We start from the raw sequence: 25119 nt of genomic DNA, 5'->3' as shown, positions 1-25119 counted from the left end.
ACGGGCGTCCCTCATCGCGAGCAGGCTCGCTCCTGCCGTTTTCAGGCGTCCGTGAGCAGGTTGTGCAGCTCGACGAACTGCTGGGTGAGCTTGTGCCGCGGATCCAGGTGGATCAACGGGATGCTGGCCTGGTGCGACTCACGCATCTTGACCGAACTGGCCAGGTACACCGGCAATACCGGCAGGCCCTCGGCGATCAGCTCGTCGAGCATCTGCTGCGGCAGGCTGGCCCGGGCCTGGAACTGGTTGACCACGATGCCTTCCACCTCCAACGCCTCGTTGTGGTCGTCCTTCAGCTCCTCGATCTCCGCCATCAGGCCGTACAGCGCCTGACGGGAGAAGCTGTCGCAATCGAAGGGAATCAGCACGCGGTCAGCGGCGATCAGCGCCGATACGGCGTAGAAGTTCAGCGCAGGCGGGGTGTCGAGGTAGATCCGATCGTACTCGCCGTCCAGTTCCTCCAGCAGTTTGCGCAGTTTGTTGATCTTGTGCTTGGCCTCAAGCTTGGGCTGCAGGTCGGCCAGCTCCGCGGTGGCGGTGATGACGTGCAGGTTGTCGAACGGCGTTTCGTAGATGTCGACCTGGTTCTTCTTCGAGAACGGCCCGGACGACAGCGTCTGCTTGAAGAAATCGGCGATGCCCATCGGGATGTCTTCCCCGGTGAGCCCGGTCAGGTACTGGGTCGAGTTGGCCTGGGCGTCGAGATCCACCAACAGCGTGCGATAGCCTTCGCTGGCGCTGACCGCCGCCAGGTTGCAGGCGATGCTGGACTTGCCCACGCCACCTTTCTGATTGAACACCACGCGCCGCATGACTAGACCTCCGTGTATCAAAGAATGACCGAGTGTAGATGCGCCTGCCCCTGCTTCGCTACCTCCGCCGAAGCGGACTACAAAGTCAGGCGCAAATAGCCGACAACATTCCCGCAGACTCTGCCCGCCAACGCCGATTTGGCTGACAGACACGACGGCCGCAATCTGGATAATGGCCAACTGACAGTCTGCCGTTTACACCATTCGGTACATTGGCCTGTGCAAAATGTAACCAACATTTGCTACACACCCGTCGCACCGGGATAATGCGCGCCACCCGGCACCAGACGGCAGGGTCAGCTCAGCCGCGGCTTTGACGAAACCGCATCGATGAAGCCCGCAGGGGCGGGATGAATGTCCGTGATCAACTTCAACATCGCCCAATGGCGCGCGTGGGCCCCCGGGCTCGACAGCGAGCAAGCCTGGCAGGCCTGGAGTCGACAGCCGGTCGTGCCCCAGGCCAGCGATGCCGCGCCCGATGTGTCGTTCCTGCCGGCCATGCAGCGCCGTCGCCTCAGCCGTCTGGCGCGGATGGCGTTCAGCGTCGGCTGGCCCCTGGCCGAAGGCCGGGACAACCTGCCGCTGGTGTTCGTGTCCCGGCACGGCGAAACGCCGCGCACCTACGACATCCTCAGCGACCTGGCCGCGGAACAGCCGCTGTCGCCGACCCAGTTCAGCCTGTCGGTGCACAACGCGATCATCGGCCTGTGGTCGATCATGCGCGGCGAAACCAGCGAAATGACCGCCCTCGCCGCCGCCGGCGACGGTTTGGAGCACGGCATGCTCGAGGCCTGCGCCCTGCTCGACGAAGGCGCCCCTGCCGTTCTGCTGGTGATCGCCGAAGAACAGCCGCCCCAAGCCTACTCCGCGTGGATCGACGATGTGCCGTTTCCGTATGCGCTCGGCCTGCTGCTGACGCCGGGAACCGGCTGGCGGCTGACGCTGAACAGCGCCCCGCAGGCGCTGTCAAACGCGCACTGGCCCCATGCGCTGACCCTCGTGCAGACCCTGCTCGGCCAGCAACCCCATTGCCAACATGCCTGGAAAAATCGTGTATGGACCTGGCAACGCAACCCGTGACCGGAAAACCCCGCGACGCCTACCACTGGCGCCTGCTGGCCACCGCCGCAAGCTTCGCCCTGTTCGGGCTCGGCGGCCTGTGCCTGCGGCTGCTGGTGTTTCCGCTGCTGGCGTGCCTGCCGGGCGACGCACGCGCCCACCGGCAGCGGGCGCGCCAGACCGTCAGCCGGCTGTTCTGGTTCTTCGTGCGGTTCATGGCCCGCACCGGCGTGCTGACCTACGACATCCAGGGCGCCGAACGCCTCGGCCGGCCCGGCCAGATGATCATCGCCAACCACCCTTCGCTGATCGACGTGGTGTTCCTGATCGGCCTGGTGCGCCACGCCAACTGCGTGGTGAAGCAGAGCCTGTGGGAAAACCCCTTCACCCGCGGCCCGCTGCGCCGCACCGGCTACATCAGCAACGACGGCAGCATGGAGATGCTCGATGCCGCCGCCGATGCCTTGAAGGAAGGCCAGACCCTGATCATTTTCCCCGAAGGCACCCGCACCTGCCCGGACCAGGCCCCGGCCTTTCATCGGGGGGCGGCGGCCATTGCGCTGCGCGGTGCCAGACTTCTCACACCGGTGATCATCAAGGTCAGCCCCACCACCCTGACCAAGGCAGAGCCCTGGTATCGGATCCCCCACCGCCGCGTGCATTTCAGTTTTCGCGTCGGGGCCGATATAGACCCACAGACCTTCGCTGCGCAGGGACCCGCCCCCCAGGCTTCGCGCAAGCTCAACGACTATTTGCATCAACTTTTCATTAAGGAGCTCGCCGAAGATGAGCGATCTGCATCGTGAGATAAAACTGCTGATCATCGACGCCCTGGGGCTCGAAGACATCAGCGTCGACGACATCGGCGACGACATGACGCTGTTCGGCGAAGGCCTGGGCCTGGACTCCGTCGACGCCCTGGAACTGGGCCTGGCCATCCAGAAGAAGTACGGCATCAAGATCGACGCCGATGCCAAGGACACCCGCAACCATTTCGCCAACGTGACCAGCCTCGCGGCTTTCGTCACGGCCAGACAGGCAGCTTGAGACCCACCATGCAAACTCGTGACGACATCTTCAACACCCTGCGCGACGCCTTGGTCGAGCTGTTCGAACTCGATCCGGCCCGCGTGAGCCTGGAATCGAACCTGTACCAGGACCTGGAAATCGACAGCATCGACGCCGTCGACCTGATCGATCACATCAAGCGCCAGACCGGCAAGAAAATCGCCGCCGAGGAATTCAAATCGGTGCGCACCGTCAGCGACGTGGTCGAAGCGGTCTACCGCCTGGTCCAGCCGGCCGCATGAGCCGACTGATCGGCCTCGGCCTGCTGCTGGCGGGTCTGCTGTACCCCTTTGCGGTGTATTTCGGCATGGAGCACTTTGCGCCGTGGCAGTTCGGGCTGCTGCTGGGCGGCCTGTGGCTGGCCCGGGCGCTGACCGGCCGGCGCAAGCCCGGCAGCCTGTGGATGGCCGCCACGGCCATCGGGTTCTGCCTGATGCTGGCGGCGTTCGACAGCCCGCGCCTGCTGCGTTGGTATCCGGTGCTGATCAGCGGCTTCATGCTGGCGCTGTTCGGCCTGAGCCTGAAGTACGGCCCGCCGATGGCCGAGCGCCTGGCGCGCCTGCGCGAACCGGATCTGCCGCCCGCGGCGATCCGCTACACCCGCCGGGTCACCGTGGCCTGGAGCGTGTTTTTCTTCTGCAACGGCTTGTGCGCCGCGCTCCTGACCCTGTGGGCGCCGCTGCATTGGTGGATGTTGTACACCGGCCTGATCTCCTACGGGTTGATCGGCCTGATGTTTGCCATTGAATGGCTCATACGACAACGGGTAAGGGGCCGTACATGAACTGGATACGACTTGAGCAGTTGTTGCTCAAGAACCTGCCGGCCCGCGCGGTCTCCTGCGCACCGGCACTGACTCACGCAGAGCTGCGCCGGCAGGCCCTGAGCCTGGCCGCCGGCCTGCAGGCCCGGGGCGTGCGGCAGGTGGCCGTGCACCTGGAGGACGCCGCCGAGCTGGCCGTCGCGCTGTTCGGCGCCTGGTACGCCGGCACGGCTGTGCTGCTGCCCGCTGACCTGCAGGCCCAGACCCGCCAGCGCTGGTCGGACGGGGTCGACCTGTGGCTGACCGACCAGGCCGGCGACCCGCACCCGAACGATTTCGACCATCCGCCCCTGAACGCTACCGAGCTCGACCTCGACCGGTGCCGGCTGAGCCTGTGCACCTCCGGCTCCAGCGGCGAGCCCAAGCGCATCGACAAGACACTGCGGCAACTGGCCAATGAAGTCGAAGCCCTCGAACGGCTCTGGGGCGAGGGCCTGGGCGACGCCTGCATCATCGGCAGCGTGGCCACCCAACACATCTACGGCCTGCTGTTCCGCGTACTGTGGCCATTGTGCGCCGGGCGTCCGTTCCTGCGCAGGCAACTGCCGTTTCCCGAGGATCTGCAACGCGCCAGCCGCGAGCACCCGGCCTTCGCCTGGGTCGCCAGCCCGGCCTTGCTCAAGCGCATGGGCGACAACCTCGACTGGCCGGCCCTCAGCGCTGTGCGCCGGGTGTTCTCCTCCGGAGGCGCGCTGCCGCAGGACGCCGCACAAGGCCTGAACCTGCGCCTGGGGCAATGGCCGACGGAGATCCTCGGCAGCTCGGAAACCGGCGGCATCGCCTGGCGACAGGGCGAGCCGCTCTGGCAGCCGTTCCCCGGCGTCGAACTGAGCCAGGACAGCGACGGCGCCCTGCTGGTCGCTTCGCCTTACCTGCCCGCCGGCCATGTCGAACACACCGCCGACGCCGCCCGCATCGGCGCCGATGGCCGGTTCGAACTGCTCGGCCGGCTGGACCGGATCGTGAAGCTGGAAGAAAAGCGCATCTCGTTGCCCATGCTGGAACAGGCACTGACGGCCCACGGTTGGGTGACGGACGCGCGGCTGGCGGTGGTGCAGGAAAACCGGGCGTCCCTCGGCGCCTTGCTGGTGCTCAGCGAAGCGGGCCTGCAGGCCCTGCGCGAGCACGGCCGACGCCACCTGACCGAAACCCTGCGCCGGCACCTGAGCCAGCACTGCGAGGCCCTTGCCCTGCCCCGGCGCTGGCGGCTGCTGCGGCAAATGCCGCTGAACACCCAGGGCAAGCTGCCTCAGGCCGACGTCGAGGCGCTGCTGCTGGCGCCCCGGCCGAAAACGCCCGAAGTGCTGGAGCGTCTCGAAAGCGACGGCGAATGGAGCCTGCAACTGGCGGTGCCGCCGGATCTGGCCCACTTCAGCGGCCACTTCCCCAAGGCCCCGGTGCTGCCCGGCGTGGTGCAGGTCGAATGGGCGTTCAACCTCGGTCGGCAATGCCTGAACCTGACAGGGGCGTTCGCCGGCATGGAAGTGCTCAAGTTCCAGCAACTGGTGCGTCCCGGCGACGAGATCCAACTGCACCTGCGCTACGACCCCGAGCGGGGCAAGCTGTACTTCGCCTACCGCAATGACACCGCGACCTGCTCCAGCGGCCGGATCCTGCTGGGGGCCGCGCCCGCCAGCCTTCCCGACGCGCGGGGCCCACATGCATAGCCCCTGCGCGGTCATCCCCGTCTACAACCACGAAACCGCCGTCACCACCGTGGTCGAGGCCCTGCTCGCCCAAGGCCTGCCGTGCATCCTGGTGGACGACGCCAGCAGCCGGACCTGCGCCCAGGTGCTGGACACGCTGGCCGGGCGCGACCGCGTGCACCTGGTGCGCCTCACCGCCAACCAGGGCAAGGGCGGCGCCGTGATGACCGGCCTGCGCGAAGCGGCGCGGCTGGGCTTCACCCATGCCTTGCAGGTGGACGCCGACGGCCAGCATGACCTGCAGGACGTCGCCCGCTTCATCGAAGCCTCCCGTGCGCTCCCCGACGCGGTCATCTGCGGCTATCCGCTGTATGACGCCAGCGTGCCCAAGGGGCGCCTGTACGCGCGCTACCTGACCCACGTGATGGTGTGGATCAACAGCCTGTCGCTCAAGATCCGCGATTCGATGTGCGGCTTTCGCGTGTACCCGCTGGAGCCGACGCTGGCGCTGATCGACTCGGCGCGGATCGGCAAGCGCATGGATTTCGATTCGGACATCCTCGTGCGCCTGTCGTGGCGCGGCCAGCCGATGCACTGGCTGCAGACCCGCGTGCACTACCCGCTGGACGGCGTGTCGCACTTCCGGCTGCTGCGCGACAATGCGCTGATCTCGGGCATGCACACCCGGCTGTTCTTCGGCATGCTGCTGCGCGCCCCCGTGATCCTCTGGCGACGGTGGCGGACATGAGCGTCGAGACCGAGAACAGGCACTGGGCCGACCGCCAGGAGCGCGGCAGCTTCCTGCTGATGAAATTCACCGCGTTCGCCGCCCGGGTGCTGGGCCGGCGCCTGCTGAGCCCTTTGCTCTACGGCATCGTCCTGTACTTTTTCCTGTTCGGCCGCAGCGCCCGGCACAGCGCCTGGCAATACCAGCAGCGCCTGGCCGAGTGGAGCGGGCGCAGCGACCTGCGCCCCAGCCGGTGGCGGGTGTTCGGCCAGTTCATGGCCTTCGCCGATGCGATGCTCGACAAGCTCGACGTGTGGCACGGCAAGATCCGCCTCGAACAGATCGAGATCGTCGACCCGGCGCTGCTGCGCCACCAGATGCGCGGCAAGCGCGGACAACTGCTGGTCGGCTCGCACCTGGGCAACCTGGAAGTGTGCCGGGCGCTGGCGGAGATCGGCGAGAAGGTCACCATGAACGTGCTGGTGCACACCAAGCACGCCGAACAGTTCAACCGCCTGCTGGGCGAGGCCGGGGCGACCAACCTGCGGCTGATCCAGGTCAGCGAGCTGGATCCCGTGATCATGCTGCAGCTGCACGAGCGCCTGGAGCGCGGCGAATGGCTGGCGATCGCCGGCGACCGCGTGCCCCTGCACGGCGGGCGCAGCGTGACCGTGGACTTCCTCGGCCACCCGGCCGCGTTCCCCCAGGGCCCGTGGCTGCTGGCCGGGCTGCTCAAGTGCCCGGTCAACCTTCTGATGTGCCTGAAACGTCCCGACGGCCGCTACCGCCTGACCCTCGAACCCTTCGCCGGCAGCGTGGAGTGGAAGCGCAGCGAGCGCGAACAGGTCATTCATCAGTGGGCGGCACGCTATGCCGGGCGACTGAGTCACTATTGCCTTGAGGCACCGCAGCAATGGTTCAATTTCTACCCTTTCTGGAAGACCGATGACGACGCCAACCCATGAGCCGGTAACCTTCGGCGAACGCCCCTTGCGCATCGAAGACGTGCTGGCCCTGGCCGACCGTCAGGCGCCCGTGCAGCTGCAGGACGACGCCGACTACCGCCGGCGCATCGCCAAGGGCGCGCAGTTCCTCGATTCGCTGCTGGACAAGGAAGGCGTGATCTACGGCGTGACCACCGGCTACGGCGACTCCTGCGTGGTCGCGGTGCCGCTGCACCACGTCGAGGCGCTGCCGCAGCACCTGTTCACCTTCCACGGCTGCGGGCTGGGCAAGCTGCTCGACGCCCAGGCCACCCGTGCGGTGCTGGCGGCGCGCTTGCAGTCGCTGTGCCACGGCGTGTCCGGGGTGCGGGTCGAGCTGCTGGAGCGGCTGCAGGCCTTCCTCGAACACGACATCCTGCCGCTGATTCCGGAAGAGGGCTCGGTGGGCGCCAGCGGCGACCTGACGCCGCTGTCCTACGTCGCCGCGACCCTGTCCGGCGAGCGTGAAGTGATGTACCGCGGCGAGCGCCGCCAAGCGGCCGACGTGCACCGCGAACTGGGCTGGACGCCGCTGGTGCTGCGGCCCAAGGAAGCCCTGGCCCTGATGAACGGCACCGCCGTGATGACCGGCCTCGCCTGCCTGGCCTTCGCCCGCGCCGATTACCTGCTGCGACTGGCCACCCGCATCACCGCGCTGAACGTGGTGGCGCTGCAGGGCAATCCGGAGCACTTCGACGAGCGCCTGTTCGCCGCCAAGCCGCATCCGGGGCAAATGCAGGTCGCCGCGTGGCTGCGCCAGGATCTGGCCATCGACGCGCCGACCGCGCCGCTGCACCGCCTGCAGGACCGCTACTCCCTGCGTTGCGCGCCCCACGTGCTCGGCGTGCTGGCCGACAGCCTGGGCTGGCTGCGCGGGTTCATCGAGACCGAACTCAACAGCGCCAACGACAACCCGATCATCGACGCCGAGGCCGAGCGCGTGCTGCACGGCGGGCACTTCTACGGCGGCCACATCGCGTTCGCCATGGACAGCCTGAAAAACCTCGTGGCCAACGTCGCCGACCTGCTCGACCGCCAGCTCGCCCTGCTGGTGGACGAGCGTTACAACCACGGGCTGCCGAGCAACCTGTCCGGCGCCAGCGCCGAACGGGCGATGCTCAACCACGGTTTCAAGGCCGTGCAGATCGGCGCCAGCGCCTGGACCGCCGAAGCCTTGAAGAACACGATGCCGGCCAGCGTGTTCTCGCGCTCCACCGAGTGCCACAACCAGGACAAGGTGAGCATGGGCACCATCGCCGCCCGGGATGCGATCCGCGTGCTGGAGCTGACCGAACAGGTGGCCGCCGCCACGCTGCTCGCCGCCCACCAGGGCGTCTGGCTGCGCGGCCGGGCCGACGATGCGCGGCCGTTGCCGCCGGCGCTGGCCGCCATGCACGCAGCGCTCGCCGAGGACTTTGCCCCGGTGATCGAAGACCGCGCCCTGGAAGGCGAACTGCGCCTGTGCCTGCAACGCATCGGCGAACGCCGCTGGAGGCTGCATGCGTAGCGCCGGGGTGCTTCACGCCGACACGGAAGTGGTCGTGCCGTTCTTCGACGTCGACACCATGCACGTCGTCTGGCACGGCCATTACGTCAAATACCTGGAAGTGGCGCGCTGCGCGCTGCTGGACAAGATCGGCCACAACTACAACCAAATGTCCGACTCCGGCTACGCGTGGCCGGTGATCGACCTGCAGCTGCGCTACGTGCGCGGCGCCGTGTTCGGCCAGCGGCTGAACGTGCGCGCCAGCCTGGTGGAGTGGGAGAACCGGCTGAAGATCCATTACCTGATCACCGACGCCAGCACCGGCGAGCGCCTGACCCGCGCAAGCTCGGTGCAGGTGGCGGTGGAGATCAGCAGCCGCGAGATGCAGTTGGCGTCACCGAAAGTCTTCACCGAAGCCGTGGAAAGGATGCTGCGATGACCGTTCGACTCAAATGGCTCGGCGCCCTGGCGCTGCTGGCCGTCACGTCGCTGGCCCACGCCTTCGACCTGCAGCAGCTCAGCGATCAACTGGCGAAGCCGGACGTGATCCACGGCCGGTTCACCCAGGAGAAACACCTGCGCGCCCTGCCCCAACCGCTGATCAGCCAGGGCAGCTTCGTCCTGGCCAAGGACCACGGCCTGCTCTGGCTGCTGAAAACCCCGCTGCAGCAGGACTACCGCATCACCGCCGCCGGCATCGCCCGGCGCGATGCCGGCGGCTGGCAGATGCTGCCGAACAAGGGCGCAGGCGCCGAGCAGAACCGTCTGTTCCTCGCGGTGCTGCAAGGCGACAGCAGCGGCCTGCAACGGGACTTCGAATTGGCCCTGAGCGGCGACGCCCAACAATGGAAACTGACCCTCACCCCGCGCTCGGTGCTGCTCAAGCAGGTGTTCAACCGGATCGACATCGACGGCGGCGCCCTGGTGCGGACCATCGAACTGCAGGAAACCCAGGGCGACAGCACCGTGCTGCGCATGCAGGACAGCACCGCCGGCCAGCCGCTGAGCGACGCGGAGCGCCATGACTTTGCCCCGTGAGCACACGCCTGGCGAACGCAGGCTGCCCTGGCTGTTCCTGATCCTGCTGCTGGCGGTCGTCGCCTTGGGCGGCTGGCAATGGCGCAACGGCGCGCCGCTGTCGGCCAACCTGATGGAGCTGGTGCCGGGCACCCACCCCGACGCGCTGGAGCTGCGTGCCGAACAGCGCATGCAGGAGCCGCTCAACCGCGAAATGCTGGTGCTGGTCGGCCACGCGGACCGACAGCAGGCCGTCGCCATGGCTCAGGCCCTGGGCGAGCGGTGGCAGGCCAGCGGTCTGTTCGAGCGCGTGCAGTGGAACCTTCAGGCGGATCTGCCGGCCCTGCGCGCCCAATTGCTGCGGGGCCGGCTGGCGATGCTGTCGGCGGATGACCGGCAACTGCTGAGCGAACACCCGGATGCGTTCATCCAGCAACGGGTGCAAGGGCTGTTCGACCCCTTCGCCGGCTTCAGCCTGGTGCCCAGCCAGGACGACTGGCTGGGCCTGACCGGGCGCATCCAGAACAGCCAGCCCAAGCACGGCGCCGTGCAGCTGGACATCGGCAGCGGCACGCTGGTCGCCGAGGCCGACGGCAGGCACTGGGTGCTGCTGCGCGCGCGCACCACCGGCGACGCCTTCGACATGAACCTGCCGCCGCGGGTCGCCGCACTGCTGCAGCAAAGCCGTGAACAGGCCGCGGCGGCGGACGTGCAACTGCTGGCCGCCAGCGGCCTGCTGTACGCCGCCGACGGCCAGCGGCAGGCGACGCGGGAAATGACCTGGGTCGGCGGCGGCGCCACCCTCGGCATCCTGTTGCTGCTGCTGTTCGCCTTCCGTCGCTGGCGGGTGCTGCTGGCGTTCGTTCCGGTGCTGGTGGGCATGCTGTTCGGCGCGGTGGCCTGCGTGGCGCTGTTCGGGCACCTGCATGTGATGACGCTGGTGCTCGGCTCCAGCCTGATCGGCGTGGCGGTGGACTACCCGCTGCACTACCTGTCCAAGAGCTGGAGCCTCAAGCCCTGGCGCAGCTGGCCGGCCCTGCGCCTGACCGTGTCCGGGCTGACCCTGAGCCTGGTCACCAGCGCCATCGGTTATCTGGCGCTGGCCTGGACGCCGTTCCCGGCCCTGACCCAGATCGCCGTGTTCTCCGCCGCCGGGCTGCTCGGCGCCTACCTGTCGGCGGTGTGCCTGCTGCCGGCGCTGCTGGACAGCGTCGAGCTGCGTCCGGCGCAATGGCCGCTGCGCCTGGCGGAACGGATGGTGAAGCTGCGGGAAAAACTGCTGGAGCACGCCAAGACACCCGTCCTGTTCGCCCTGCTGATCGCCTTCTGCACCGGCGGCCTGCTGCAGCTGGAGACCCGCAACGATATCCGCCAGTGGATCGGCGCACCGAAACACCTGACCGACGAAGCGCAGGCCATCGCCCGCATCACCGGCTTCCAGCCCACCAGTCAGTTCTTCCTGGTGCGCGCGGCCAACCAGCAGGAACTGCTCGAACGGCAAGCGGCGCTGAGCGAACGGCTGGAGCAACTGGTCAACCTCGACAAGCTGCAAGGCTATCTGGCCCTCGACCAGTTGCTCGGCCCGCCGACCCAACAGCAACAGGTGCGCGAGGCCCTGGGCAAGCTGCCGCAGTTCTGGCAGCCGTTGATCGACTTGGGCGTGCCGACCCAAGCGCTGCAGGCCGAGCTCGCCCAATTGCAGGCCCTGCCCGCCGAAGACATCGACACCGCCCTGGAGGGCCCGCTCGGCGAGCCGTACCGTCCCCTGTGGCTCGGCCCCACCGAAGACGGCGGCGTCGCGGCGATGACCAGCCTGCAAGGCCTGAACAACCCGGCGCTGCTGCGGGTGCAGGCGCGGGACCTGCCGGGCGTGGCGCTGGTGGACCGGCTCGGCGAACTGAACGACGTGTTCGCCGCCACCCAGATCAGCGCCGCCGAACTGAAACTGGCTTCGTGCGTGCTGATCGTGCTGGTGCTGATCCTGCCGTTCGGCTTCGGCGGCGCACTGCGCATCGTGTCCCTGCCGCTGCTGGCCGCGCTGTGCAGCCTGGCCAGCCTCGGCTGGCTCGGCCAGCCCCTGACCCTGTTCAGCCTGTTCGGCCTGCTGCTGGTGACGGCGATCAGCGTCGATTACGCGATCCTCATGCGCGAGCAGGTCGGCGGCGCCGCCGTCAGCCTGCTCGGCACCCTGCTGGCGGCGGTCACCACCTGGCTGTCGTTCGGCCTGCTGGCGGTGTCGAGCACCCCGGCGGTGAGCAACTTCGGCCTGTCGGTGAGCCTGGGGCTGGCGTTCAGTTTCCTGCTCGCCCCCTGGGCCGGTCGTCACGTCCATGACGCCGTCACCGTGGAGCCGGCAGCATGACGGTCGCCGCGTTCTGGCTGATGGCCCTGGCGCTGTTCGCCTTGGCGACCCGTGCCGGACGGCTCCTCGGGCTGATCCCGATCGTCAGCCAGTTGCTGCTGGCCAGTTTCGGCCTGCCGCTGCTGATGTACTTCTGGATCGAGCCGGGCTGGCAGTTGACCGGTGCGCAACTGATCGCGCCGGACTGGCTGAAACACCTCTACAGCCTGAGCTTCGCCCTGCTGCTGGGGCACATCCTCAGCGATGTGATCGACCTGCGCCTGGACCGCCGGAGCGTGAAGATCGCCGTGCCGAGCTTCGCCGTGCCGTTCGCCTGCGGCCTGGCGACCGCGCACTGGCTGCTGCCGCCCCAACCCTGGATCCACTCGCTGGCCATCGGCCTGGTGTTCGCCATCACCGCGATCCCGGTGCTGTACCTGTACCTGCGCCACATCGGCTACCCGCCGGCCGCCACCCGGCGCCTGGTGCAGACCGCGATCCTGATCGACCTGACCTGCTGGACGCTGTTCGGCCTGGCCCAGGACAGCCTGCACCTGAGCAGCCTGCTGCTGCCGCTCGGGCTGGCCTGCGTGCCGTTGCTGCTGCGCCTGTTGCGCGTGCGCCGGCCGTTGCCCTACAGCATCGGTTTCTTCGGCCTGCTGGTGGCGGCCGAACACTTCAAGCTCAATGCGCTGATTTTCGGCATCGGCTACGTGCTGTGCATGGCGGCGCTCAAGGTGCCGCTGGTGCTGCCGCTGCCGGCGCGCTGGATGAGCCGCCTGCAGACCTGGATCGCCATTCCGCTGATCCTCACCTTCGGCATCGTCCAGATCGACGTGCACAGCGCCCTCGCCAGCCTCGGGGCCGCGCAATGGGCGGCGCTGCTGCTGTTGCCGGTCGCCAGCAAAGTGCTGGGCAACTGGCTCGGCCTCGGCTGGGCCGGCGCTTCGTTCCCCGGCGCCAGCCGCTGGCGCGAAAGCGTGCTGCTGAACATCCGCGGCCTGAGCGAAATCGTCTTTCTCAACCTGCTGCTGCATCAAGGCCTGATCAGCCCGGCGCTGTATTTCGCGCTGATGCTGATGGGGCTGTTCGCGACGCTGATGCCGGCCCTCATCGGCCTGCACCGCGCGTCGCCGAAACCTACCGCCGCCCCGGCCAGGAGCTCACGTGCCGACCGTTGAAATGGAATCCCGTCAGGTGGCCGTGATCGGCGCCGGCCCGTCCGGCGCCATCGCCGCCGCGCTGCTCAAGCGCCAGGGGCACGATGTGCTGGTGATCGAGCGCCAACATTTCCCGCGCTTCTCCATCGGCGAAAGCCTGCTGTGCCATTGCCTGGACTTCGTCGAGGAGGCCGGCATGCTCGACGCCGTGAACGCCGCCGGACTCCAGCTCAAGACCGGTGCCGCGTTCGCCTGGGGCGAGCGTTACAGCGCCTTCGACTTCAGCGACACGTTCACCGCCGGCAAACCGACCACCTTCCAGGTGCAGCGCGCCGGCTTCGACAAGCTGCTGGCGGATCAGGCCGCCCTGCAAGGGGTGGAGATCCGCTACGGCGAAACCATCGCCGGCGTCGACTTCGACCGTCCGCGGCCGCAGCTGACCGTGCAGCGCGAGGACGGCGGCGAATACCGCGTCGAAGCGGATTTCGTGCTCGACGCCAGCGGTTATGGCCGGGTGCTTTCGCGCTTGCTGGATCTGGAGGCGCCGTCGGACTTCCCGCTGCGCCAGGCGGTGTTCACCCACGTCGAGGACCGCATCGTCCATCCGGGCTTCGACCGCGAGAAGATCCTCGTCACCGTCCATCCGCAGCAGCGGGACGTCTGGTTCTGGACCATCCCGTTCAGCGACGGCCGCTGCTCGGTGGGCGTGGTGGCGGGCGCCGAACACTTCCAGGGGCGCGATGGCGACCTCGACGCCTGCCTGCGCGGCTTCATCGCGCAAACGCCGAGCCTGGCCCGGGTGCTGGAGCATGCCGTGTGGGACACCCCCGCGCGCGCCCTCGGCGGCTACGCGGCCAACGTCAAGACCCTGCACGGCCCGGGCTTCGCGCTGCTGGGCAACGCGGCGGAATTCCTCGACCCGGTGTTTTCCTCCGGCGTGACCATCGCGATGCGCTCGGCGAGCATGGCCGCCGGCCTGCTGCACCGTCAGCTGCGGGGCGAAGCGGTCGATTGGCAGGACGAATTCGCCGTCCCCCTGAAACGCGGCGTCGACACGTTCCGCGCCTACGTCGAAGGCTGGTACGCCGGCACCTTCCAGGACGTGATCTTCCATGAGCACGCCTCCCCGGACATCCGCCGGATGATCTGCTCGATCCTCGCCGGCTATGCCTGGGACGGGCGCAACCCGTTCGTCAGCGAAGCGCGCCGCCGGCTGAAAACGATTTCCGAACTCTGTGCAAAGGACGCCCCATGAACTACTTGAGCGACAGTTACGTCGAGGAAACCCGTTTCGGCTTCTGGTTCCTGCGCAGCCACACCTGGCAGCACCATGTGCTGCGCGTGGCGATCAACGACCTGCGCGGGCTGTTCGAAGGGCCGCTGCCGGAGCGTCCGGTGCTGCTGGACGCCGGCTGCGGCCAGGGCAAGTCGTTCCGCCACCTGCACCAGACCTTCGCGCCCAAGCACCTGATCGGCCTCGACGCCGACCCGCACAGCCTCGCCCTGAGCGCCGAAGAGGCCGCCAGCCTGAACCTGGACGTCGAGCTGATCGGCAGCGACTGCGCCACGCTCAAAATGGCGGACAACAGCGTCGACCTGCTGTTCTGCCACCAGACCTTCCATCATCTGGTGGAACAGGAAAAGGCCCTCGCCGAGTTCTACCGGGTGCTCAAGCCCGGCGGTCACCTGCTGTTCGCCGAGTCCACCGAGGCCTACATTGATACATGGGTGATCCGCTGGCTGTTCCGCCATCCGATGCAGGTGCAGAAGAGCGCGGCGCAGTATCTGGACATGATCCGCGGGCAAGGATTCGAATTCACCGAACGCAACGTCTCGTACCCGTACCTGTGGTGGAGCCGGGCGAAGGATTTCGGCCTGCTCGAGCGCTTCGGCCTGCGCCGGCCCAAACCGTTCGGCCAGCGGGAAGAGACCCTGGTCAATGTCGTCGCCCGCAAACCGCTGGAGGTCGCCGACTGATGCTGCACGCAACTTGTGGAAGCGGTGCCCCGCCCGCCTTCGCCGCCGTGTCCGCGGCGCTGCGACTGTTCGTGGTCGCCTGCCTGGCCTTGCTGAGCGCCTGCGCCAGCCAGGCGCCGCTGCCTGCGGGCAACCCGGCGCTGCCGCTGCCGCTGCAACTGCACGTCGAGCGGCAACTGGCCGGCCAGCGCCAGGACTGGCTGCTGGTGATCCAGCGCGAAGGCGCCGGGATCCGCTGGTCGATGATGGATCCCCTGGGCATTCCCCAGGCCCGTCAGCGACTGATCGACGGAAGCTGGCAGGCCGACGGCCTGCTGCCGCCCAACCCGGAAGCCCGGGAGCTGTTCGCCGCGCTGCTGTTCGCCCTGACCCCGGCGGACGAGCTGACACGCAACTACCCCGCCGCGCAGCAAGGCGGCGGGCAACGTTCCTTGCCGGCGCGCTGGGACATCCGTTACGCACAACCGTTGAGCTTCGAAGTGAATCTGCCCCAAGGCCCGCACTACCGCGTCTCCCCCCTCGGTGAACCGACGCCATGACCGCCTATCTCAATGCCCTCGGCGTGGTCTGCGCCCTGGGCCGCGGCAAGCCTGAAGTCGCCCGCAACCTGTTCGCCGGCGACTGCTCGGGCATGCGCCGCGAGTCCGGCTGGGTGCCGGAGCGCGAACTGCCGGTGGCGGGCGTCCACGGCGATCTCGCACCGATCCCGCCGGCGCTGGCGGCGCACGGCAGCCGCAACAACCGGTTGCTGCTGGAAGCCGCCCTGCAGATCCGCGACGACATCGAACAGGCGATCCGCACCTACGGCCCCGACCGCGTCGGCGTGGTGCTCGGCACCAGCACCTCGGGCATCGACGAGGCCAGCCAGGGCCTGGCCCGCTACATCCGCGATCAGCGCTTTCCGGCCGACTACGACTACCGGCAGCAGGAGCTCGGCGCGCCGGCGAACTTCCTGGTCGACTGGCTGCAGCTGAGCGGCCCGGCCTATGTGATTTCCACCGCCTGCACCTCCAGCGCCCGTGCGCTGATGAGCGCCCGCCGCCTGCTCGACCTGGGCGTGTGCGATGCGGTGCTGTGCGGCGGCGTCGACAGCCTGTGCAAGCTGACCCTCAACGGTTTCACCGCGCTGGAGGCGGTGTCGGACGAGCGCTGCAATCCGTTCTCGGCCAACCGCAACGGCATCAACATCGGCGAGGCGGCCGTACTGTTTGTGATGAGCCGCGAGCGCGGCGCAGGTCCTGCGATCGCTCTGCTGGGCGATGGCGCCAGCTCCGACGCGCACCACATTTCCGCGCCGGAGCCCTCCGGCCGCGGCGCGCTGCAAGCGATGCAAAAGGCCTTGGACCGCGCCGGCCTGCAAGCCTCGCAGATCAGTTACCTGAACCTTCACGGCACGGCGACCCAGCACAACGACGCCATGGAAAGCCTGGCCGTCGCCAGCCTGTTTCCGGACGGCGTGCCGTGTTCCTCGACCAAGCCGATGACCGGCCACACCCTCGGCGCCGCCGGGGCGCTGGAGGCCGCGTTCTGCTGGCTGAGCCTTGAAGCCGGCAACCGAAGGCACCGCCTGCCGCCGCACGTCTGGGACGGCCAGCCGGATCCGGCGCTGCCGGCCCTGCGCTGGGTGACCGCAGACGACCGCCTGTCGTCCATTGCACCCCGCTGCCTGATGAGCAACTCGTTTGCCTTCGGCGGCAACAACGTCAGCCTGATTATCGGAGACGCACCATGAACGACTGGCCGCTCGCCGAACTGCTGCCCCACGCTGGCGACATGATCCTGATCGACCGGATCCTCGGCTTCGACGACGAGCAGATCCGCACCTGCCTCACCGTCCGCCCCGGCGGACTGTTCAGCCTGCCCGACGGCAGCCTGCCGGCGTGGGTCGGCATCGAACTGATGGCGCAGAGCGTCGCCGCGTTCGCCGGTTGCCACGCAAGGCTGAAGGGCAACCCCGTCGAGCTGGGCTTCCTGCTGGGCACCCGCCGGTTCGAGTGCAATGTCGAAGCGTTTCCGGCCGGCAGCGAACTGACGGTCCACGGCATCCGCTCGCTGGAGGACGACAACGGCATGGGCGTGTTCGAATGCCACATCAACGCGCCCGGCATCGAGGCCAGCGCCCGGCTGAACGTGTTCCGCCCGCCGCAGCCGGCGAATTATCTTGAACAAACCCCGTCTGAACAAAAAAGAGAGTCGAACGATGACTGAATCCGTACTGGTCACCGGCTCCAGCCGTGGCATCGGCCGCGCCATCGCCTTGCGCCTGGCCCGCGCAGGCCATGACATCGTCCTGCATTGCCGCAGCGGCATGGCCGAGGCTCACGCCGTGAAGGCCGAAATCGAAGCGCTGGGCCGCAACGCCCGGATCCTGCAGTTCGACGTGGCCGACCGCGAGGCCTGCAAGTCGATCCTTGAGGCCGACGTCGAAGCCCACGGCGCCTATTACGGCGTGGTGCTCAATGCCGGCCTGACCCGCGACGGCGCTTTCCCGGCCCTGGGCGACGATGACTGGGACGTGGTGCTGCGCACCAACCTCGACGGTTTCTACAACGTCCTGCACCCGCTGACGATGCCGATGATCCGCCGCCGCGCCGCCGGGCGGATCGTCTGCATCACCTCGGTGTCGGGGCTGATCGGCAACCGCGGCCAGGTCAACTACAGCGCCTCCAAGGCCGGTGTGATCGGCGCCGCGAAAGCGTTGGCGATCGAATTGGCCAAGCGCAAAATCACAGTGAACTGCGTCGCGCCGGGCCTGATCGACACGGCGATGCTCGACGAAAACGTGCCGGTGGAAGAACTGATGAAAATGATCCCGGCGCAACGCATGGGCACCCCGGAAGAAGTGGCCGGCGCGGTGAATTTCCTGATGTCGGCGGAAGCGTCGTACATCACCCGTCAAGTGCTGGCAGTCAACGGAGGCCTGTGCTGATGAAACGCGTCGTCGTCACCGGCATGGCCGGCATCACTTCGCTGGGCAGCGACTGGGACACCATCGCCGGCAACTTCGCCGCCAACCGCAGCGGCATCCGCCGGATGGACGAGTGGGACCGGTTCAGCGAACTCAACACGCGCCTGGCCGGCCCCATCGATGACTTTTCGGTGCCGGCGCACTGGACGCGCAAGCAACTGCGCAGCATGGGCCGGGTCTCGCGCCTGGCCGTCGGCGCCGCCGAACAGGCGCTGGCCGATGCCGGCCTGCTCGGCGACGACTCGATCCGGGACGGGCGCATGGGCGTTGCCTGCGGCTCCTCCACCGGCAGCACCGACGAGATCAAGGCGTTCGGCAACATGCTGCTCAACTCGGTGGCCGAAGGCCTGAACGCCAACTCCTACGTGCGGATGATGCCGCACACCACGGCGGCCAACATCAGCATCTTCTTCGGCCTCACCGGGCGCCTGATCCCGACCTCCAGCGCCTGCACCAGCGGCAGCCAGGGCATCGGCTACGCCTATGAGGCGATCAAGTTCGGCCGTCTGCCGATGATGCTCGCCGGCGGTGCCGAAGAGCTGTGCCCGACCGAAGCCATGGTGTTCGACGCCCTGTACGCCACCAGCCTGAAGAACGACACCCCGCACACCTCGCCGCGCCCCTACGACAAGGGCCGCGACGGCCTGGTGATCGGCGAGGGCGCCGGCATGCTGGTGCTTGAGGAACTGGAGCATGCCCTGGCCCGCGGCGCGCGGATCCACGCAGAGATCGTCGGCTTCGGCAGCAACGCCGACGGCCAGCACACCACCCGCCCCGAACAGGTCACCATGCGCCGGGCCATGGAGCTGGCGCTGGAAGACGCCGGCCTCGCCCCGGACGCCATCGGCTACGTGAACGGCCACGGCACCGCCACCGAGCAGGGCGACATCGCCGAGACCCTGGCCACCAGCGGCCTGTTCGGCGAACGCATGCCGATCAGCTCGCAGAAGAGCTTCCTGGGCCACACCCTGGGGGCCTGCGGCGCGCTGGAGTCGTGGTTCAGCATCGAGATGCTCAACCGCGACCTGTACGTGCACACGCTCAACCTCGACGAGGTCGATCCGCACTGCGGCAAGCTCGACTACCTGCGCGGCGAGTTCCGGCAGATGAGCCATGAACATGTGATGAACAACAACTTCGCTTTCGGTGGCGTCAACACGTCGTTGATCTTCCGCCGCTGGCGCTGAACCACCCGGTCAAGGAGACCACCATGCGTTTGAAACACCTCGCCGCCCTGTTGATCATCGCCCTGCCCGGCGTCAGCCAGGCCCGCGACACACCGATGTACCTGCCGTTCGACAAGGCCGTCGCCGAAGCGACCCGCACCGGCAAGATCGACGGCAGCGTGAAGTTCTACCTGGCGGGCAACGTGCCGGCCGGCAAGGTCACCGTGGTCAGTCCCGGCGCCGTGACCAACAAGAAGACCAACGCCTTCAACAAGTCCGACCAGGTGGCCTGCGAGTGGGTCGTGCAATCGGCCATCATCAGCCTGCACCAGGCCGCGAAGAACGCCGGCGCCAACGCCGTGACCAACATCGTCAGCTACTACAAGAGCAACGAGCGCAAGGACGCCTCGACCTACGAGTGCCACGCCGGCGCGATCATGGCGGGAGTGGCGCTGAAGGGAGACCTGGCGAAGGTGCAGTGACGCCGGACACTGAAAAGGGCGCCTTTCGGCGCCCTTTGTCGTGCCATTGCCCATCCCCTGTCCGGCCCAGCATTGGCCGGTGGCAGCATCTACACTCGCTCAAGCAGGTCAACGCAGATACCTGTCGGAACGGCGGGCCCGTCACTCGCGGTTCTCTTTCACGTCAAGGAGAAGACCATGCAAGTGAAAGCCCTGATCGCCGCCGCTGCCCTCAGCCTGTTGCCGGGCGCCAGCCATGCCACCAACCTGATGTACATGCCGTTCGAGACCGTGTTGTCGGACGCGATCCGCGCCGGGCGCCTGGACGGCAGCGTGAAGTTCTACCTGGCCGGCAACGGGCCGCAGGGCGTGCAGCAGATGCTGCGCCGGGATGCGGTCAGCGATCTGGGCACCAACGGGTTCAACAAGAGCGACCACGATTCGTGCGAATGGGTGCTGCAATCTAACCTGATCGCGCTGCAGGCCGAGGCCAAGCGGGTCGGGGCGAACGCGGTGACCAACATCGTGAGCTTCTACGACCGGCATGTGCGCAAGGACCTGAACACCTATGAGTGCCGGGCCGGGGTGTTTGTGACGCGGGTGGCGCTCAAGGGGGATCTGGTCAGAGTGCCTTGAGCTGCCCGGCCCATCCCCAAATTTCCGACGCAATCCCCGCGATAGACCGCGCAGCGTTCACGCCGTCAAGGGCTCGACCTTGCGCGTCAGCAACTCCACGAACGCCTTGGCCATCGGCGATTTCTGGTCCTTGCGCTGCACCAGCCACACCGCCGACACCGCCGTCGGGTCGAGCAGCGGACGGTAGACCACGCCGTCGATGCGCATCCGCTGGAAGGACGCTGGCAAGACCGACACGCCCAGCCCTGCCGCCACCAGGCCGATGATGGTCATCGCCTCGCCGGCCTCCTGGGCGAAATGCGGGCTGAAACCGGCGTCGCGGGCCAGGCTCAACAGTTGCGCGTACAGGCCGCTGCCGTAACTGCGGGGGAAAAACACGAACGGCTCCAGGGCCAGCGCCGACAGGAACAGGCCGTCCTCGCTGCCCGACGCCAACGGATGCTTGGCGCTGAGCACCGCCACCAGCGGCTCGCGGGTCAGCTCGACCACGCTCAGCGAGTCCGGCAGCCCCGCCAGCGGGCGCATGATGCCGACCTCGATCGACTCGTCCAGCAGCGCATCGGCCACCATCGTGCTGCTCATCTCCCGCAGCTTCAGGTGCACCGCCGCAAAACGCTGACGGAAAGAAAAGATCGCCTGGGGGATGGTCGAGTTGAACGGCGCCGACGAGGTGAAGCCGATCTTCAGCTCGCCCAGCTCCCCCAACTGCGCACGCCGGGCGACGTCCGCCGCCTTGTCGACCTGGGCCAGCGCCAGCCGCGCCTCTTCCAGGAACAGCCGTCCGGCCTCGCTGAGCTCGACCCGGCGGTTGGTGCGCTCGAACAGGCGGGCGCCGATTTCCTGCTCCAGCGCCTGGATCTGCTGGCTCAAGGGCGGCTGGGAAATGCCCAGCGACTGGGCGGCGCGGCCGAAATGCAGCTCTTCGGCCACCGCGATGAAGTAGCGCAGGTGACGTAATTCCATGGTGATTCCAATAGGTCGTCAAAGCTATCAAACAGGTCGAACAATATATTGGATAGAAACATTAGCCAGCTATATGATTTTTTCACTGCCCGCCAGCCCGTGCCCTCCGAGGTCTGAAGTGAAAACCGCCGTCGCCCCCCTGACCCATGAAATCCCTCCCGCCGCGAAAGACGACGTGAGGGCCGAACTGCAAGAGATCTACATCGAAAAAGGCACGCCGGCGTTCATGCGCACGGTGCTGGCGCTGTTCTGCGGCGGCTTCGCGACGTTCGCCCTGCTGTACTGCGTGCAGCCGATGATGCCGCTGCTGTCCAAAGAGTTTTCGATCAATGCCGCGCAAAGCAGCCTGATCCTGTCGGTCGCGACCGCGCTGCTGGCCGTCGGTCTGTTGATCACCGGGCCGGTTTCCGACCGCATCGGCCGCAAGCCGGTGATGGTGGCCGCGCTGTTCGCCGCCGCGTTGTGCACCCTCGCCAGCGCCATGATGCCGAGCTGGCACGGCGTGCTGTTCATGCGTGCGCTGGTCGGGCTCTCGCTGAGCGGCTTGGCGGCGGTGGCCATGACGTACCTCAGCGAAGAGATCCATCCGCAGCACCTGGGTCTGGCCATGGGCCTGTACATCGGCGGCAACGCGATCGGCGGCATGAGCGGGCGCCTGATCATCGGCGTGCTGATCGACTTCGTCAGCTGGCACACGGCAATGCTGGTGCTCGGCGCCCTGGCGCTGGTCGCGGCGGCGGTGTTCTGGAGGATCCTCCCCGAATCGCGCAACTTCCGCCCCCGCTCGCTGCACCCGCGCAGCCTGCTCGACGGTTTCCTGATGCACTTTCGCGACGCCGGCCTGCCGCTGCTGTTCCTCGAAGCCTTCGTGCTGATGGGCGCGTTCGTCACCCTGTTCAACTACATCGGCTACCGCTTGCTGGCCGAGCCGTATCACCTGGATCAGGCGTTCGTCGGCCTGCTGTCGGTGGTGTACCTGTCAGGCATCTACAGCTCGGCGAAGATCGGCTCACTGGCCGACCGGCTGGGCCGGCGCAAAGTGCTGTGGGCCACCATCGTGCTGATGTTCGCCGGCCTCGCCCTGACGATGGCCACGCCGCTGGCGCTGGTGATCACCGGCATGCTGATCTTCACGTTCGGCTTCTTCGGTGCGCACTCGGTGGCGAGCAGCTGGATCGGCCGCCGCGCGACCAAGGCCAAGGGGCAGGCATCGTCGCTGTACCTGTTCAGCTACTACGCGGGATCGAGCATCGCCGGAACGGCGGGCGGGGTGTTCTGGCACCTGGGCGGGTGGAACGGGATCGGCCTGTTCATCGGCGCGCTGTTGCTGGTGGCGCTGCTGGTGGCGTTGAAGCTGTCGAAGCTCGCGCCCCTCGGTGGCGTAAAAGCCTGAGCCCAAAAACAACTGCGGGAGCGAGCCTGCTCGCGATAGCGGAGGATCCGTCAGAACATGCGTGTCTGACACTCCGCCATCGCGAGCAGGCTCGCTCCCGCATTTTTATCGGGTGTCGGTTACTCGTGATACTGCGCCGACAGCTCATGCACCGCCCGCAGGAACGCACCGGCGTGTTCCGGATCGACCTCGGGGGTGATGCCGTGGCCAAGGTTGAACACGTGGCCGCTGCCCTTGCCGTAGCTGGCGAGGATGCGCCCGACTTCGCTGCGGATCGCTTCCGGCTTGGCGTAGAGCACGGTCGGGTCCATGTTGCCTTGCAGCGCGACCTTGTCGCCGACACGGGCGCGGGCGTTGCCCAGGTCGCACGTCCAGTCCAGGCCCAGCGCGTCGGCGCCGGCGTCGGCGATGCTTTCCAGCCACAGGCCGCCGTTCTTGGTGAACAGGATCACCGGCACCTTGCGGCCTTCGTGTTCGCGGATCAGGCCGCCGACGATCTTCTTCATGTAGGCCAGGGAGAACTCCTGGTACGCCGCCGCCGACAGGTTGCCGCCCCAGGTGTCGAAGATCTGCACCGCCTGCGCGCCGGCCTTGATCTGGCCGTTGAGGTAGGAGGTCACCGACTGCGCCAGCTTGTCGAGCAGCAGGTGCATGGCCTGCGGGTTGTCGTAGAGCATGGCCTTGGTCTTGCGGAAGTCTTTCGACGAGCCGCCTTCGACCATGTAGGTCGCCAGGGTCCACGGGCTGCCGGAGAAGCCGATCAGCGGCACGCGGCCGTTCAGTTCGCGGCGGATGGTGCTGACCGCGTCCATCACATAGCCGAGGTCCTTCTGCGGATCAGGGATCGGCAGGGCTTCGATGTCGGCCAGGGTGCTGACGACCTTCTTGAAGCGCGGGCCTTCGCCGGTCTCGAAGTACAGGCCCTGGCCCATCGCGTCGGGGATGGTGAGGATGTCGGAGAACAGGATCGCCGCGTCCAGCTGCGGATAGCGGTCGAGGGGTTGCAGCGTGACTTCGCAAGCGAACGCCGGGTTCATGCACAGGCTCATGAAATCACCGGCCTGGGCACGGCTGGCGCGGTATTCAGGCAGGTAGCGGCCGGCCTGGCGCATCATCCACACCGGGGTGACGTCAACGGGTTGCTTGAGCAGGGCGCGGAGGAAACGGTCGTTCTTCAGGGCAGTCATGTCGGCATCCGGAAAAAAAGTGCGGGCATTTTCTCAGAGCGCGGCGCAAAAGGCACGGATGCAGGTCAGCCTTTTGTCTATCGGGTCAATTTGTCGCAATGAATGCGCAGGTTTCGGCAACACCGAGAAACAACTGTAGGAGCGAGCCTGCTCGCGATGGCGGCGGATCAGCCACTCTGCAGTGACTGAAATGCCTTCATCGCGAGCAGGCTCGCTCCTACAGGGTTTTGTGCCGCCCGGTCAGACGCCCAGGTAGTCGAGGATCCCTTCAGCCGCATTGCGGCCTTCGAAGATCGCCGTCACCACCAGGTCGGAGCCGCGCACCATGTCGCCGCCGGCGAAGATCTTCGGGTTGCTGGTCTGGTGCTTGTACTGGCCCTTCTCCGGCGCCACGACACGGCCTTGGCTGTCGGTCTGGATGCTGAACTGCTCGAACCACGGCGCCGGGCTCGGACGGAAACCGAACGCGATGACCACGGCGTCCGCCGGGATGATCTCTTCGGAGCCCGGGATCGGCTCGGGGCTGCGGCGGCCACGGGCGTCCGGTTCGCCGAGACGGGTCTCGACCACCTTCACGCCTTCGACCTTGTCTTCGCCGATGATGGCGATCGGCTGGCGGTTGTAGAGGAACTTCACGCCTTCTTCCTTGGCGTTCTTCACCTCTTTGCGCGAGCCGGGCATGTTCGCCTCGTCACGGCGGTAGGCGCAGGTCACCGACTTGGCGCCCTGGCGGATGGAGGTGCGGTTGCAGTCCATCGCCGTGTCGCCGCCGCCGAGCACCACGACCTTCTTGCCTTTCATGTCGACGAAGTCTTCCGGCGACTTTTCGAAGCCCAGGTTGCGGTTGACGTTGGCGATCAGGAAGTCCAGCGCGTCGTAGACGCCCGGCAGGTCCTCGCCGGCGAAGCCGCCCTTCATGTAGGTGTAGGTGCCCATGCCCATGAACACCGCATCGTACTCGGCGAGCAGTTGCTCCATGGTCACGTCCTTGCCCACCTCGGTGTTGAGGCGGAACTCGATGCCCATGCCGGTGAAGACTTCGCGCCGGTTGCTCAGCACGGTCTTCTCCAGCTTGAACTCGGGGATGCCGAAGGTCAGCAGGCCGCCGATTTCCGGGTTCTTGTCGAACACCACCGGGGTCACGCCGCCGCGCACCAGCACGTCGGCGCAACCCAGGCCCGCCGGGCCCGCGCCGATGATCGCGACGCGCTTGCCGGTCGGACATGTCCAAGGTCAAGCCGACCGG

At 67.4% G+C, this 25119-nt stretch carries 26 protein-coding genes and 1 pseudogene; 23 read left to right on the top strand and 4 right to left on the bottom strand.

The features are described from left to right. Positions 1 to 41: 41 nt before the first annotated feature. Positions 42 to 812, bottom strand: coding sequence for a ParA family protein (locus tag ACIP0B_RS13840; protein WP_085585361.1), 771 nt, complete (start codon positions 810 to 812; stop codon positions 42 to 44). Positions 813 to 1166: 354 nt separating this feature from the next. On the opposite strand from ACIP0B_RS13840, the gene ACIP0B_RS13835 reads away from it, so the two are divergent. From ACIP0B_RS13835 to ACIP0B_RS13730, 22 genes are all read left to right on the top strand, one after another. Beyond that, positions 1167 to 1892, top strand: a complete 726-nt coding sequence (locus tag ACIP0B_RS13835) for a beta-ketoacyl synthase chain length factor (protein WP_400832673.1) — start codon at positions 1167 to 1169, stop codon at positions 1890 to 1892. After that, positions 1868 to 2677 (top strand): lysophospholipid acyltransferase family protein, encoded by an 810-nt coding sequence (locus ACIP0B_RS13830; RefSeq protein ID WP_400832670.1) that lies wholly within the window; start codon positions 1868 to 1870, stop codon positions 2675 to 2677. The genes ACIP0B_RS13835 and ACIP0B_RS13830 overlap by 25 nt, the downstream gene beginning before the upstream one ends. Then, entirely contained in the window at positions 2658 to 2918 is a 261-nt protein-coding gene (locus ACIP0B_RS13825; protein ID WP_400832669.1) for a phosphopantetheine-binding protein, read from the top strand. The genes ACIP0B_RS13830 and ACIP0B_RS13825 overlap by 20 nt, the downstream gene beginning before the upstream one ends. 8 nt (positions 2919 to 2926) lie before the next feature. Further along, positions 2927 to 3181 (top strand): acyl carrier protein, encoded by a 255-nt coding sequence (locus ACIP0B_RS13820; RefSeq protein ID WP_007947135.1) that lies wholly within the window; start codon positions 2927 to 2929, stop codon positions 3179 to 3181. Beyond that, positions 3178 to 3723: a hypothetical protein gene (locus ACIP0B_RS13815; RefSeq protein ID WP_400832667.1), complete on the top strand. Its 546-nt coding sequence runs from the start codon at positions 3178 to 3180 to the stop codon at positions 3721 to 3723. The genes ACIP0B_RS13820 and ACIP0B_RS13815 overlap by 4 nt, the downstream gene beginning before the upstream one ends. Then, positions 3720 to 5429, top strand: a complete 1710-nt coding sequence (locus ACIP0B_RS13810; protein WP_400832665.1) for an AMP-binding protein — start codon at positions 3720 to 3722, stop codon at positions 5427 to 5429. The genes ACIP0B_RS13815 and ACIP0B_RS13810 overlap by 4 nt, the downstream gene beginning before the upstream one ends. Continuing rightward, positions 5422 to 6156: a glycosyltransferase family 2 protein gene (locus tag ACIP0B_RS13805; RefSeq protein ID WP_400832663.1), complete on the top strand. Its 735-nt coding sequence runs from the start codon at positions 5422 to 5424 to the stop codon at positions 6154 to 6156. Before ACIP0B_RS13810 ends, ACIP0B_RS13805 begins: the two co-directional genes overlap by 8 nt. Continuing rightward, positions 6153 to 7100 carry a glycosyl transferase gene (locus tag ACIP0B_RS13800; protein WP_400832660.1) on the top strand — a complete coding sequence of 316 codons (948 nt, stop codon included), beginning with the start codon at positions 6153 to 6155 and terminating at the stop codon, positions 7098 to 7100. The genes ACIP0B_RS13805 and ACIP0B_RS13800 overlap by 4 nt, the downstream gene beginning before the upstream one ends. Next, entirely contained in the window at positions 7081 to 8625 is a 1545-nt protein-coding gene (gene hutH, locus ACIP0B_RS13795; protein WP_400832659.1) for a histidine ammonia-lyase, read from the top strand. The genes ACIP0B_RS13800 and hutH overlap by 20 nt, the downstream gene beginning before the upstream one ends. After that, a complete protein-coding gene (locus ACIP0B_RS13790) occupies positions 8618 to 9043 on the top strand; it encodes an acyl-CoA thioesterase (RefSeq protein WP_400832657.1) in 426 nt (141 codons plus the stop codon). Before hutH ends, ACIP0B_RS13790 begins: the two co-directional genes overlap by 8 nt. After that, positions 9040 to 9642: an outer membrane lipoprotein carrier protein LolA gene (locus ACIP0B_RS13785; protein ID WP_400832654.1), complete on the top strand. Its 603-nt coding sequence runs from the start codon at positions 9040 to 9042 to the stop codon at positions 9640 to 9642. The genes ACIP0B_RS13790 and ACIP0B_RS13785 overlap by 4 nt, the downstream gene beginning before the upstream one ends. Continuing rightward, the gene (locus tag ACIP0B_RS13780; RefSeq protein ID WP_400832653.1) at positions 9626 to 11983 is read left to right on the top strand and encodes an MMPL family transporter; all 2358 of its coding nucleotides are present in this window, start codon (positions 9626 to 9628) and stop codon (positions 11981 to 11983) included. The genes ACIP0B_RS13785 and ACIP0B_RS13780 overlap by 17 nt, the downstream gene beginning before the upstream one ends. Further along, a complete protein-coding gene (locus tag ACIP0B_RS13775; RefSeq protein ID WP_400832651.1) occupies positions 11980 to 13143 on the top strand; it encodes a sodium:proton antiporter in 1164 nt (387 codons plus the stop codon). Before ACIP0B_RS13780 ends, ACIP0B_RS13775 begins: the two co-directional genes overlap by 4 nt. Then, positions 13130 to 14377, top strand: coding sequence for an NAD(P)/FAD-dependent oxidoreductase (locus tag ACIP0B_RS13770; protein ID WP_400832648.1), 1248 nt, complete (start codon positions 13130 to 13132; stop codon positions 14375 to 14377). Before ACIP0B_RS13775 ends, ACIP0B_RS13770 begins: the two co-directional genes overlap by 14 nt. Further along, positions 14374 to 15099: a class I SAM-dependent methyltransferase gene (locus ACIP0B_RS13765; RefSeq protein WP_400832646.1), complete on the top strand. Its 726-nt coding sequence runs from the start codon at positions 14374 to 14376 to the stop codon at positions 15097 to 15099. Before ACIP0B_RS13770 ends, ACIP0B_RS13765 begins: the two co-directional genes overlap by 4 nt. Then, positions 15099 to 15638 carry a hypothetical protein gene (locus tag ACIP0B_RS13760; RefSeq protein WP_400832644.1) on the top strand — a complete coding sequence of 180 codons (540 nt, stop codon included), beginning with the start codon at positions 15099 to 15101 and terminating at the stop codon, positions 15636 to 15638. Before ACIP0B_RS13765 ends, ACIP0B_RS13760 begins: the two co-directional genes overlap by 1 nt. Continuing rightward, entirely contained in the window at positions 15635 to 16831 is a 1197-nt protein-coding gene (locus ACIP0B_RS13755; RefSeq protein WP_400832642.1) for a beta-ketoacyl-[acyl-carrier-protein] synthase family protein, read from the top strand. The genes ACIP0B_RS13760 and ACIP0B_RS13755 overlap by 4 nt, the downstream gene beginning before the upstream one ends. Then, complete coding sequence (locus tag ACIP0B_RS13750; RefSeq protein WP_400832641.1) at positions 16828 to 17307, top strand: hotdog family protein; 480 nt, start codon at positions 16828 to 16830, stop codon at positions 17305 to 17307. The genes ACIP0B_RS13755 and ACIP0B_RS13750 overlap by 4 nt, the downstream gene beginning before the upstream one ends. After that, positions 17300 to 18028, top strand: coding sequence for a 3-oxoacyl-ACP reductase FabG (fabG, locus tag ACIP0B_RS13745; protein WP_400832639.1), 729 nt, complete (start codon positions 17300 to 17302; stop codon positions 18026 to 18028). Before ACIP0B_RS13750 ends, fabG begins: the two co-directional genes overlap by 8 nt. After that, a complete protein-coding gene (locus ACIP0B_RS13740; protein WP_400832637.1) occupies positions 18028 to 19254 on the top strand; it encodes a beta-ketoacyl-ACP synthase in 1227 nt (408 codons plus the stop codon). Before fabG ends, ACIP0B_RS13740 begins: the two co-directional genes overlap by 1 nt. 23 nt (positions 19255 to 19277) lie before the next feature. Next, entirely contained in the window at positions 19278 to 19715 is a 438-nt protein-coding gene (locus ACIP0B_RS13735; protein ID WP_400832635.1) for an excinuclease, read from the top strand. 177 nt (positions 19716 to 19892) lie between these two features. Beyond that, the gene (locus ACIP0B_RS13730) at positions 19893 to 20330 is read left to right on the top strand and encodes an excinuclease (RefSeq protein WP_400832633.1); all 438 of its coding nucleotides are present in this window, start codon (positions 19893 to 19895) and stop codon (positions 20328 to 20330) included. Between the two features lie 57 nt (positions 20331 to 20387). Here the strand turns inward: ACIP0B_RS13730 and ACIP0B_RS13725 are convergent, their stop codons facing one another. After that, positions 20388 to 21293 (bottom strand): LysR substrate-binding domain-containing protein, encoded by a 906-nt coding sequence (locus ACIP0B_RS13725; RefSeq protein ID WP_400832631.1) that lies wholly within the window; start codon positions 21291 to 21293, stop codon positions 20388 to 20390. Positions 21294 to 21411: 118 nt separating this feature from the next. Here ACIP0B_RS13725 and ACIP0B_RS13720 point away from each other — a divergent pair, with 118 nt between their 5' ends. Further along, a complete protein-coding gene (locus tag ACIP0B_RS13720; protein WP_400832630.1) occupies positions 21412 to 22686 on the top strand; it encodes an MFS transporter in 1275 nt (424 codons plus the stop codon). Between the two features lie 119 nt (positions 22687 to 22805). Here ACIP0B_RS13720 and hemE read toward each other — a convergent pair whose 3' ends face one another. Next, positions 22806 to 23873, bottom strand: a complete 1068-nt coding sequence (gene hemE / locus ACIP0B_RS13715) for a uroporphyrinogen decarboxylase (RefSeq protein ID WP_400832627.1) — start codon at positions 23871 to 23873, stop codon at positions 22806 to 22808. Between the two features lie 240 nt (positions 23874 to 24113). Further along, positions 24114 to 25094: pseudogene (locus ACIP0B_RS13710) on the bottom strand (FAD-dependent oxidoreductase); the annotation flags it as partial. Positions 25095 to 25119 lie beyond the last annotated feature (25 nt).

Origin of the sequence: Pseudomonas sp. NPDC089534, assembly GCF_044749305.1 — a bacterium.
Taxonomy (GTDB): domain Bacteria; phylum Pseudomonadota; class Gammaproteobacteria; order Pseudomonadales; family Pseudomonadaceae; genus Aquipseudomonas; species Aquipseudomonas ekonensis.
Note: the sequence above shows the minus strand (reverse complement) of the source record. Positions and strands in the feature narration are given on the sequence as shown.